Origin of the sequence: Maritimibacter sp. 55A14 (assembly GCF_003122205.1) — a bacterium.
In the GTDB taxonomy this organism is placed as follows: Bacteria; Pseudomonadota; Alphaproteobacteria; order Rhodobacterales; family Rhodobacteraceae; genus QEYE01.
The window spans coordinates 44145-55856 of record NZ_QEYE01000017.1 but is presented as its reverse complement, the minus strand read 5'-3'; the positions used below and the strand labels follow the sequence as shown (position 1 = coordinate 55856).

Sequence of the window (11712 nt, the reverse complement as noted above, 5' to 3'; positions counted from 1 at the left end):
CGCGATCAGGCCGCCGGCTCCAGCCTCTCGCCTAATGCCTTGAGCATGTCGAGACAGATCTCGAGTTGGGAGATCGCCACATATTCGTCCGGCTTGTGCGCCTGCTCGATGGAGCCGGGACCGCAGAGCACCGCGGACATGCCCATTTCCTGAAACAGCCCCGCCTCGGTGCCGAAGGGCACGACCTCGGCGCCGTTATTGCCGGTCAGTTCCGCCACGAGGGCGCGCGCGGCGTTCTCGTCGGCGGGTTCAAGCCCGCAGACCTCGCCAATGACATGGGTCAGGATCGCCGCCTCTGGCTCCACCGCGCGCATCGCGGGCAGCAGGTCCTCCTGGCAGTAGGCGTGCAGATCCTCCAGCACGAAGATCGCGTCTGAGGCCTGAACCGGGCGCATCTCCCACTCGACCTCGGCCCGGTCGGCGATCACGTTATGGGCCACGCCGCCCGAAATGCGGCCGATATTGATCGTGGTCCATGGCGGGTCGAACCGGCTGTTGGCCGGCGCCCGGCCCTTCAGCGCCTCGCGCAACTGCAAGAGCCGCGCCACATAGCGCGAGGCGTATTCCGCGGCGTTCACCCCCCGGTCGGGGGCAGAGCCATGCCCGGCCAGCCCGCAGAATTCGGCGGTGTATTCATGGCAGCCCTTGTGGCCCTCGACGATCTGCATCGAGGTCGGTTCGCCTATGATCGCGATCTCGGGTCGGATGTCGCGCGCCTTGAGCTCATCGACCAGGTTGCGCGCACCGAGGCAGCCCACCTCCTCGTCATAGGTGAAAGCGAAATGGATGGGTCGGCTCAGCCGGCGCTCGGCATAGAAGGGCGCCATCGCGGTCGCGGCGGCGATGAAGCCTTTCATGTCGCAGGTGCCGCGGCCATAGAGCAGTCCCTTGTCCTCCACCATCTCGAAGGGATCGGAGGTCCAGTCCGGGCCCTGCGCGGGGACCACGTCGGAATGGCCCGACAGGACGATGCCGCCCTGCTCTTCCGGCCCAAGCGAGGCGAAGAGATTGGCCTTCTGCCCGGTGTCGTCCTGATAGAGCGTCACCCGCGCCCCCGCGCGTTCCAGCCGCTCGGCCAGATAGGCGATCATTTCCAGGTTCGACCAGGCCGACACGGTCGGAAAGGCGATCAGGTCATGCAGGATGCTGACGGTTTCACCTAGTTCAGACATATGTTCAGTCCTTCACGTATAGCTGCCGGGGACGGTCGCAAAACGGCTCTGCCGGGCCGCTGTCCCGAATCAGAATCGATTCGGTAATCTCCAACCCCCAGTCATCCATCCACAATCCGGGCATGAAATGAAAGGTCATGCCCGGTTGCAGGACGGTCTCGTCCTCCGGGCGCAGCGAGATCGTGCGCTCGCCCCAGTCCGGCGGATAGCTCAGCCCGATAGGATATCCGCAGCGCCCGGTGCGGTCGATCCCGGCCTTTTTCAGCGCGCCGTTGAGCGCGTTGGCGATGTCACAGGCGCGGTTGCCCACGCGGGCGGCATCGAGCCCCGCTTCGAGCCCCGCCACCAGCGCCGCCTCGGCGCGGCGCATGTCATCGGGCGGCGTGCCCAGGAAGATCGTGCGGCAGAGCGGCGCGTGATAGCGCCGGTAGCAGCCCGAGATCTCGAAGAAGGTCGCCTCGCCCCCCTCGAAGGCGCGCCCGTCCCAGGTCAGGTGCGGCGCGGTCGCATCCGCGCCCGAAGGCAGCAGCGGCACGATCGCCGGGTAGTCGCCCCAATGCCCGTCCGCGCCACCGACCGCATCGCGGTAGATCTCACCCACGACCTCGTTCTTGGGTGCGCCGGGCGCCACACGCTCCACCAGGCCGTCGATCATCCGCTCGGTGATGCGCGCGGCGCGGCGCATGAAGACGATCTCTTCCTCGGACTTGATCGCACGCTGCCAGTTGACCAGCGCGGTCGCATCGACAAGCTCGGCCTCCGGCATTTCCTCGCGCAGCACCAGGTAGGCCTTGGCGGAGAAGTAGTAGTTCTCCAGTTCCAGCCCCAGCCGGGCGGCGCCCAGCCCCATCGCCTTGAGGTCGGCGGCCAGCGCCTGCATCGGGTGATAGACGGTCGATTGCACGAAGTGGTCGGCATAGGAGGTCACGCAGCCATCCTCCATCCAGACGGTGCGCCGTGCGCCGTTGCCGTCCTGCAGCCGCCCCCACCAGATCGGATCGGTGTCATGGGTGACGATCACCCCCTGATGGACATAGAAGGACCAACCGTCATAACCGGTCAGCCAGGCCATGTTCGACGGGTCCTCGACGAAGAGCACGTCGATCCCGGCCGCTTCCATTGCGGCCCGCGTCCTGGCCAGGCGGCGCTGATACTCCTGCGCGCTGAACGGGGCATTCTCGATAGGCATTGCTCGATCTCCTTCCTGGCCTGCGGGCCGGAACGCTCAGGTCCGCACGAGGCCAGACTGCAAGGCAGTTGACTTTCGCGCGGCCGACATGCTGCTTTGGGTCGCTGCCCGCCCTTCCGGTCGTTTCGCTTCGCTCCGGAACGCGGGGCAGTGGGTATGGACATAAAAATGCTGCTTGGGGGGCAGGTTACCCCAACGAAGGCGACCAAAGATCGCCCGGTAGCGACAAGGGATCGGATCGGTGCTGAAACTCGACGCCCGCGATATCGAGATACTTCGTGTACTCTCCGCCGAGGGGCGGATCACGAAGGCCGAACTTGCGCGCCGCATCAACCTCTCGCCCACGCCCTGCTGGGAGCGCCTCAAGCGGCTCGAAGAGGCCGGCGTGATCGCGGGCTACCATGCCGAGATTTCGCCGCGCGCGCTCGGCCCGCATGTGACAATCTTCGTCGCGGTGGAGCTGGAGGGGCATAAAGCCGAAGCCTTTCAAGCATTTGAACGTGGCGTCATGGCCTACGAGGAAGTCACCGGCTGCTGGGCGCTGGGTGGCGGGTTCGACTACCTCATGCAGGTCGTGACCACCGATATCGACACCTATCAGCGGCTGATCGACACCATGCTGGAGGCCCGGATCGGGCTTGCCCGCTACTACACCTACATCGTGACCAAGCCAGTCAAATCCTCTGCCGGCATACCTCCCGGACTGCTGCCTGACCCCGGCTGACAGAAGAATCCACTGCCACCCCCGGCCAAGTTTGGAGGAATCCTCTGCGCGGGCCGCAGGCTTTGGAGCCACTTTCGCCAAGCCGCGACTTAGGCTGCGCACAAACCGCATTCCCCACCGGAGGATCGAATGACGCAGACGCAACCGCTGCCCAACAGCCCGCTTGGCCATCTCTCGGACCCGCGCCTCGTGCGGCAGTTCTCATACATAGACGGCAAATGGTGCGGCGCCGCCGACGGCGCCACGATCGACGTGACCAACCCGGCCGACGGAAGCTGGCTGGGCGAGGTCGCAAGCCTTTCGGCCGACGAATCCCGCCTTGCCGTGGACGCCGCCCATGCCGCCTTCCCGATCTGGTCCGGGCTGCTGCCGCAGGAACGTTCGCGCATCCTGCGCCGCTGGTACGAGCTGATGATCGAGCACAAGGAAGATCTGGCGCTGATGATGACGCTCGAGCAGGGCAAGCCGATCTCGGAATCGCGCGGCGAGATCGACTATGCCGCCTCCTTCGTGGAATTCTACGCGGAGGAGGCCAAGCGCCCGAATATCGAGGGCGTCACAAGCCACCTGCCCGATGCCGAGGTCGAGGTCTGGCGCGAGCCGATGGGCGTGGCCGCGCTCATCACTCCCTGGAACTTCCCCTCTGCCATGCTGACCCGCAAGGCCGGCGCGGCGATGGCGGCGGGTTGCACGGTCGTGGCGCATCCCTCGGGCGAGACGCCCTTCTCAGCCCTGGCGCTGGCGGAACTGGCCGAACGCGCCGGCATGCCGGCGGGCGCCTTTAATGTCATCACCGGCCGCGCCAGCACCGTGGTCGAACCCTGGACCAGCGACAAGCGCGTGCGCGCGCTGTCCTTCACCGGCTCCACGAATATCGGGCAGTTGCTCTACCGCCAATGCGCCGACACCGTGAAACGGCTGGTGATGGAGCTTGGCGGCCATGCCCCGTTCATCGTCTTCGCCGATGCCGATCTCGATCAGGCCGTGGCCGAGGCGGTGAAGGCGAAATTCGCAACCTCGGGCCAGGATTGCCTGGGCGCCAACCGATTCTATATCGAGCGGCCGGTCTACGACCAGTTCTGTCGCAAATTCGCCGACGCCACCGCCAAGCTGACCGTCGGGCCGGGCCTCGACGATCCCGATATCGGGCCGCTTATGAACGCCGCCGCCATCGCCAAGCAGGAGGAGCACGTCGCCGACGCCCTGAAACAGGGCGCGCGCTGCCTGGTCGGCGGCAACCGCCACGCCGCGGGCGATCTCTTCTTCGAGCCGACGGTGCTGGCAGATGTGCCGGACGCCGCCTGCATCATGCACGAGGAAACCTTCGGGCCGGTCGCGGCGCTGACAGCCTTCGACACCGAGGAGGACGTGCTGGCGCGCGCCAACGACACCGAGTACGGGCTGGTCGCCTATCTGCACACGATGGACCCGCGCCGCATCTACCGCGCCTCGCGCGCGCTGGAATACGGCATGGTCGCGGTCAACCGGACCAAGGTCACGGGTGCGCCCATTCCCTTCGGCGGCTACAAGCAGTCGGGCATCAACCGCGAAGGCGCCCGGCTGGGCATGGAAGCCTATACCGAAGTCAAGTATGTCTGCCGCGACTGGGCCTGACACCCGCATGGATATCAAGCCGGGGGCCGCAGTCCGCCCCCGCGGAACAAGCAAGAGGAAACCGAGATGCTGACCAACGATCAACTGAGCCAGTGGGACCGCGAAAACTTCTTCCATCCCTCCACCCACCTGGCGCAATTCGCCCGCGGCGAGGCCCCCAACCGCATCATCTCCGGCGGCAAGGGCGTCTATATCGAGGACCGCGACGGCGTGCGCCTGCTCGACGCCTTCGCCGGCCTTTACTGCGTCAATGTCGGCTATGGCCGGCCCGAAATCGCCGAGGCCATCGCCACGCAGGCGCGCGAACTGGCCTATTACCACGCCTATGTGGGACACGGCACGGAAATCTCGATCACGCTGGCCAAGATGATCCTGGACCGCGCACCCAAGAACATGTCGAAGGTCTATTTCGGTCTCGGCGGGTCGGACGCGAACGAGACCAACGTCAAGCTGGTCTGGTACTACAACAACGTGCTGGGCCGCCCCGAGAAGAAGAAGATCATCTCGCGCTGGCGCGGCTATCACGGCTCGGGCCTGATCACCGGCTCGCTGACCGGGCTGGAGCTGTTCCACAAGAAATTCGATCTGCCGATGAGCCAGATCATCCACACCGAGGCGCCCTATTACTATCGCCGCGCCGATACCAGCCTGTCGGAGTCGGAGTTCGTGGCCCATTGCGCCGCCGAGCTTGAGGCGCTGATCGAACGCGAGGGCGCCGATACGATCGCCGCCTTCATCGGCGAGCCGGCGCTGGGGACCGGCGGCCTGGTGCCGCCGCCGGCGGGCTATTGGGAAGCGATCCAGCCGATCCTGCGCAAGCACGACATCCTGCTGATCGCCGACGAGGTGGTGACCGGCTTCGGGCGCCTGGGGACGATGTTCGGCTCCGACCATTACGGGATCGAGGCGGACATCATCACCATCGCCAAAGGGCTGACGTCGGCCTATGCGCCGCTCTCAGGCTCCATCGTTTCCGACAAGGTCTGGAAGGTGCTGGAACAGGGCGCGGACGAGCTGGGTCCGATCGGCCACGGCTGGACCTATTCCGCGCACCCGATCGGGGCCGCCGCGGGCGTAGCCAACCTCAAGCTCATCGACGAACTCGGTCTGGTGTCCAATGCGGGCCAGACCGGCGCCTATTTCAAAGCCGCGATGCAGGACGCGATCGGCGCGCATGCCAATGTCGGCGACGTTCGGGGCGAGGGCCTTCTCTGCGCCGTCGAATTCGTCGAGGACAAGAAGAGCCGCACCTACTTCGACCCCGCCAGCAAGGTCGGCGCCCGACTGGCCGCCGCGCTGCTGTCTGAAGGCGTGATTTCCCGCGCCATGCCGCAGGGCGATATCCTGGGCTTCGCGCCGCCGCTCTGCATCACGCCCGACGAGGCGGATATCGTGGTCGACAAGACCGCGAAAGCCGTCAAGGCGGTCCTGGGCTAACCCGCCGCAACGGGACACAAAAACCGCGTCGAATCGGCCAGTCTCCCGCCGGAGGCTGGCCGTATTTTCATAGCCGGCGCACTAACCGACTGACGGTGAAAGAAAATCCGGAATCACGGCGTTATTGGAAAAATAATATTACCAATTACCACCGCTCACGTTATGATCGCCCGGCGAGGGCTGCGCGACGCAAGCGCGGCTGCCAAAGCCGACTCAAACGGGAGGATGACCATGAAGACATCACTGACAACGCGCCGCGGCGCGATGCTGAAATTCGCCGGAGCCGGGGCGGCCGCGCTTGCCGCACCGCATGTGGCCGGCGCGCAGGCCAACGGCACGACCTGGAAGATCCAGACCTCCTGGCCCGGCGGCGCCGGCCTTCAGATTTTCAAGGACTGGTGCGGCACGATTGCCGAAAAGACCGGCGGCGAACTGGCCTTCCAGCCCTTCGGCGCAAATGACGTCGTGGGCGATTTCCAGCTTTTCGACGCGGTGAAGAACGGCGTGCTCGACGCCGTGAACCCGTTCACGATCTATGCTCAGGGCATCATTCCCGCCGCGACCTTCCTGACCAGCTATCCGCTGGGCCTGCGCAACCCGCATGAGTGGGACGTGTTCTTCTACGGCCTCGGCGGGCTGGAGATCGCGCGCGAGCTTTATGCCAAGCAGGGTATGTATTTCGTGGGTCCGGTCCATCACGGCCCGAACATCATCCACTCCAAGGTTCCGATCCGGTCAATCGACGACTTCCGCGGCCGCAAGATGCGCCTGCCGGGCGGCATGGTGGCCGAAGTCTTTACCGAAATCGGGGCGGAAACCACCGTGCTTCCGGGCTCCGAGATCTTCCCGGCGCTGGAGAAGGGCACCATCGACGTGGCCGACTACGTGGGTCCGGCGGTGAACTACTCGCTCGGCTTCAGCCAGGTGACCAAGTATATCTCGATGGGCCCTCCGGGCTTCATGTCGCTTTACCAGCCGGTCGACCTCATGGACATCACCGTGGGCCAGGCCGCCTGGGACGCGCTGAGCCCGGAAATGCAGCAGTTCGTGGAAATGGAAACCCATGTCTATTCGGACATGCACCATGCCGCGATCCAGGCCGCCGACCAGGAAGCTTGGGGCAAGTTCGAGGCCGACGGCACCGAAGTGACGCGCCTGACGCAGGACGACGTGGAGCTGATGACCGAGGTCGCGGTGCCGATCTGGTTCAAATATGCCAACCGCGATCCCGATGCGGCGCGAATCTTCAAGATCCAGCTCGACTACATGCAGTCCGGCTCGCTGGGCTACGTGGACCCGGCGCAGACCGAGGGGCTGACGCTCGATCTCTGATCGGTTATGAGGAACCGGCCGCCGCTGCGGCCATAGACCGCCCGCCCCGCCTGTCGGGGCGGGCGGTGACACAAGAACCCGCTAGAAAACATTGGATGCCCGCATGCCTGGTCTCAGCTTCACGCTGCCGCATTGGTTCTACTGGGTCGGACTGATCGTCTTTCCCATCGTGGCGATGATACTGTCGCGACGTCCGAAACCCGCCCGGCGCACCTATTCGGTCGCCCTGGGCTACCTGATCCTCGTCACCGGCGGCATCGTCGGCCTGCACCGGTTCTATCTCAAGAACCTTCTGGGCCTCGTATTCCTGCCGATCTTCATCTTCATCCTTGCAGCCAACGGCTACGAGCGCGATGCCCGCAGCGAACAGTCGGACGCGAACAACCTGCTTCGCGTCGCGCAGAGCACGATCGCACGGGAAGAACCCCGGATCGAAAGCGCCCGCGCGGATGTCGAAAAGCTGGAGGCGGAACTGGCGCAGGTCGAGCCCGGCTCCTTCGCGGAACGCTCCGCCGAGCGCCGGTTGGAACGGTCGCAGAGGCAGATCGAGACCGGCGAAGCGCGGCTGGAAAGGTCGCGCGCGGACCTGGAAGCCGCCCGCCCGGTGGCCGAGGACGCCGGCGAGCGCCGCGCCTTCTGGTCGAACGCCGCGCGCTATGCCTTCTTCCTGATCCTGGCCATGCTGGCGGCCGACCTGCTGCTGATGCCCGGCATGGTGCGCCGCGCCAATGCGACCCTGCCCGAGGCGGAGGAGATCAGCGACGAGGAGCGCGCGCTGCGGGCCCTTGAGGAGGAAGACAGCCCGAGGCACGACAGCGAATACGCGGAGAACTGGATCGACCGGCTCTCGCTCTTCTGCGGTGAATTCGTCAGCTACTGGGCCGTAATCGCAGTCTTCGTCTACTATTACGAGGTCATCGCGCGCTACGTCTTCAACAGCCCCACGAACTGGGCGCATGAGGCGATGTATCTGATGTTCGGCATGCAGTATTTGATCGCCGGCTCCTATGCGATGCTGACCGAAACCCATGTACGGGTGGACATCTTCTATGCCCCGATGCGGCGCAAGAACAAGGCCATCGTCGACCTGGCCACGTCGGTCTTCTTCTTCATTTTCGCCGGCACCTTGCTGGTGACCTCCTGGATTTTCGCGATGGACGCCATCGCGGTGCCGTCCGGAAACGCGGTCATATCCGACTGGGCGCGCGGCGAGATCGGGCTGGGCACGATGCTGGGCAGCCTGTCGCTGAGCGATTGGACCGACCCGGCGATCCGCTGGGGCGAGATCAGCTTCAACGAATGGGAAGTGCCGCTCTGGCCGATGAAATGGGTAATGGTCCTGGGCGGACTGCTTCTGGTGCTTCAGGGCATCTCGAAGCTCGCCAAGGACGTTCGCGAAATCGCGCGGGGGAACTGACGGATGGGTATCGACATTTCGATCGAGCTTCTGACGCTCATCATGTTCGGCAGCCTTCTGGTGCTGCTGATGGCGGGCCTGCCGCTGGCCTTCGTGACCGGCGGGCTGGCCTGCGTGTTCCTCTTCGTGCTGGGCGACGAGCGCGCGCTCAACATCGTGCCGAGCCGAATATTCCCGCTGATGACGAATTATCAGCTATCGGCCATTCCACTCTTCATTTTCCTGGCCGCGATGCTGGAAAGGGCGGGGATCATCAACGAGATGTTCGACGTCATCTACAAGCTTCTGGGCGGTGTGCAGGGGGGCCTGGCCTCGGCTACGATCATCGCCTCGACGATCCTGGCCGCGATGGTGGGGGTGATCGGCGCGGCGGTGGTGACGATGGGCATCATCGCCCTGCCCGCGATGCTCAAGCGCCATTACGACCCGAAGATCGCGATGGGCTCGATCATGGCCGGCGGAACGCTGGGCATCCTGATCCCGCCCTCGATCCTGGCGATCATCTATGCCGTGGTCGCGGAACAGTCGGTGGGCGAGCTATTCATCGGCGCGGTGCTGCCGGGCCTGATGCTGTCGGGCTTCTACATTCTCTATGTCACGGTGATGTGCTACATCGACCCGCGCAAGGGCCCGCCGATCCCGGTGGAGGAGCGCGTGAGCAACGCCGAGAAGCTGCGGCTGCTGGGCAACATGGCGGCACCCCTGATGCTGATCGTGGTGGTGCTGGGCGTCATCTTCACCGGCGTCGCCACCCCGGTGGAGGCCGCGGGCATCGGCACGTTCGGCGCCTTCATCGTGGCGGCCATCCACCGCAAGCTGGACTGGCAGACCGTGCGTGAAGCCTCGATCACGACGCTGAAAGCCTCGGCCATGGTGATCTGGATCATGTTCGGCGCGACGATCTTCGTCGGGCTCTACGTACTCGAAGGCGGGCAGCAATTCGTTCAGGAAAGCCTGGCGGCGACCGGCATGGGCCCCTGGGGCATCCTGATCATGATGCAGGTGATCCTCATCGTTCTGGGCATGTTCCTGGACTGGGTGGGTATCCTGCTGCTGGCGGTTCCGATCTTCGTGCCGATCATCAAGGCGCTTGGCGCGGAGGCTTTCGGCTTCGACAACCCCGACGACCTGGTGCTGTGGTTCGGCGTGCTCTACCTGGTGAACATGCAGATGAGCTTCCTGTCGCCGCCCTTCGGCTATGCGCTCTTCTACCTGCGCGGCGTGGCGCCCGAGGAGATCCCGATGTCAGACATCTTCCGGTCCGCCCTACCCTTCCTGTTCCTGCAACTGGTCGGGCTGGCGATCTGCATGCTCTTCCCGCAGGTCATCACCTGGTTGCCTGAACTGGTCTATGGCTGATCCGCGCCGGGGCTGCTAAGACGCGGCCCAACGGAGAGACTCACGCAGGCGGGGCTCCGGTCCCGCCTGTATCGTTTCCGCTGCATCGTTCGAAAGGGCTGCCGCCATGACCTTCACCCGCTCGATCAAGATAGCCCCATCGATCCTGTCCGCCGATTTCGCCGATTTCGGCAGGGAAATCGAAGCCATCGAGGCGCAGGACTGCGACTGGGTGCATGTCGATGTGATGGACGGGCATTTCGTGCCCAACCTGACCTTCGGCCCGCCGCTGGTCAAGGCGATCCGCCGCCATGTGACGACCGTGATGGACGTGCATCTGATGATCGCGCCGGTCGATCCCTATATCGAGGCTTTCGCCGAGGCCGGCGCGGACATCATCACCGCCCATGCCGAGGCCGGCCCCCACACCCACCGCACGCTTCAGGCAATCCGCGCCACCGGCGCGAAGGCGGGGCTCGCGCTCAACCCCGGAACGCCTGCCAGTGTGGCCGAGCCGCTTCTCGACATGGTCGACCTGATCTGCGTAATGACGGTCAATCCCGGCTTCGGGGGGCAGAAATTCATCGACTCGCAGATCGAAAAGATCCGGCAGTTGCGCGCGATGATCGGCGACCGGCCCGTGCATATCGAGATCGACGGCGGCGTGACGCCCGAGACCGCCCCGCGGGTGGCGGCGGCAGGCGCGGATGTGCTGGTCGCGGGTTCCGCCGTCTTCAAGGGCGGATCGGTGGCCGACCCGGCGCCCTACGGCGCGAATATCCGCGCCATACGCAAGGCCGCCGAAACCGCGACGCAGGCCGCCGCCGAGTGAGCCTGCCCATCATCTTCGATCTGGACGGCACGCTGATCGACAGCGCGCCCGACATTCACGGCGTGGGCAACGCGGTGCTGGCCGAGGAGGGCCTGCCGCCCCTGACCTTCGCCGAGGCGCGCAGTTTCATCGGTAACGGCGCGGGCGCCTTCGTCAGCCGCATGATGGCCGCGCGCGGAATTTCCGAGGCACCAGAGAACCACACCCGGCTGACGAAGGCCTTCATCGCGCGCTATGAGGGCGCGGTGCAGTTGACCCGGCTCTATCCCGGCGTGGAAGCGGCGTTGGATGAGTTGCGCGCGGCGGGCCATCCGCTGGGGCTCTGCACCAACAAGCCCCATGCGCCCACACTTTCGGTGCTGCGCCATTTCGGGCTGGATGCCTTTTTCGCGACCGTCGTGGGCGGCGACACGCTGGTGGTGCGCAAGCCCGACCCCGCGCCGCTGCGCCATGCGATGACCGGCCTGAAGGCCCGCGCCTGCCTTTTCGTGGGCGACAGCGAGATCGACGCCGAGACCGCACAAGCCGCGGGCGCGCCCTTCGCGCTCTTTACCGAAGGTTATCGCAAGGGTCCGGTGGCGGGCATCCCGCACAGCGCGCTCTTCGCGGAATTCAGTGACCTGCCCGCCATCGCCGCCGCGCTTTGAGCCCGTGGGG

The 11712-nt window shown here is 65.4% G+C and carries 10 protein-coding genes; 8 read left to right on the top strand and 2 right to left on the bottom strand.

All coding sequences use genetic code 11. The features are described from left to right. Positions 1-5: 5 nt before the first annotated feature. Both argE and DDZ14_RS14285 read right to left on the bottom strand, forming a co-directional pair. Positions 6-1172 carry an acetylornithine deacetylase gene (argE, locus tag DDZ14_RS14290; protein WP_109425655.1) on the bottom strand — a complete coding sequence of 389 codons (1167 nt, stop codon included), beginning with the start codon at positions 1170-1172 and terminating at the stop codon, positions 6-8. 4 nt (positions 1173-1176) lie between these two features. After that, positions 1177-2361 carry a M24 family metallopeptidase gene (locus DDZ14_RS14285; RefSeq protein ID WP_109425654.1) on the bottom strand — a complete coding sequence of 395 codons (1185 nt, stop codon included), beginning with the start codon at positions 2359-2361 and terminating at the stop codon, positions 1177-1179. 244 nt (positions 2362-2605) lie between these two features. On the opposite strand from DDZ14_RS14285, the gene DDZ14_RS14280 reads away from it, so the two are divergent. The 8 genes from DDZ14_RS14280 (at position 2606) to gph (ending at position 11702) form a co-directional block, all read left to right on the top strand. Beyond that, on the top strand, positions 2606-3085 hold the full coding sequence (locus DDZ14_RS14280) for an Lrp/AsnC family transcriptional regulator (RefSeq protein ID WP_109425677.1): 480 nt from the start codon (positions 2606-2608) through the stop codon (positions 3083-3085). A gap of 129 nt (positions 3086-3214) precedes the next feature. Further along, entirely contained in the window at positions 3215-4699 is a 1485-nt protein-coding gene (locus DDZ14_RS14275) for an NAD-dependent succinate-semialdehyde dehydrogenase (protein ID WP_109425653.1), read from the top strand. Positions 4700-4765: 66 nt separating this feature from the next. Further along, complete coding sequence (locus DDZ14_RS14270) at positions 4766-6136, top strand: aspartate aminotransferase family protein (RefSeq protein WP_109425652.1); 1371 nt, start codon at positions 4766-4768, stop codon at positions 6134-6136. A 231-nt stretch (positions 6137-6367) separates the two neighbouring features. After that, on the top strand, positions 6368-7468 hold the full coding sequence (gene dctP / locus DDZ14_RS14265) for a TRAP transporter substrate-binding protein DctP (RefSeq protein ID WP_233252596.1): 1101 nt from the start codon (positions 6368-6370) through the stop codon (positions 7466-7468). Positions 7469-7571: 103 nt separating this feature from the next. Further along, the gene (locus tag DDZ14_RS14260; RefSeq protein WP_109425651.1) at positions 7572-8885 is read left to right on the top strand and encodes a TRAP transporter small permease subunit; all 1314 of its coding nucleotides are present in this window, start codon (positions 7572-7574) and stop codon (positions 8883-8885) included. 3 nt (positions 8886-8888) lie between these two features. Further along, the gene (locus DDZ14_RS14255) at positions 8889-10244 is read left to right on the top strand and encodes a TRAP transporter large permease subunit (protein WP_109425650.1); all 1356 of its coding nucleotides are present in this window, start codon (positions 8889-8891) and stop codon (positions 10242-10244) included. 106 nt (positions 10245-10350) lie between these two features. Further along, positions 10351-11055 carry a ribulose-phosphate 3-epimerase gene (rpe, locus tag DDZ14_RS14250; protein WP_109425649.1) on the top strand — a complete coding sequence of 235 codons (705 nt, stop codon included), beginning with the start codon at positions 10351-10353 and terminating at the stop codon, positions 11053-11055. Next, positions 11052-11702, top strand: a complete 651-nt coding sequence (gene gph, locus DDZ14_RS14245; protein ID WP_109425648.1) for a phosphoglycolate phosphatase — start codon at positions 11052-11054, stop codon at positions 11700-11702. The genes rpe and gph overlap by 4 nt, the downstream gene beginning before the upstream one ends. Positions 11703-11712: the final 10 nt, after the last annotated feature.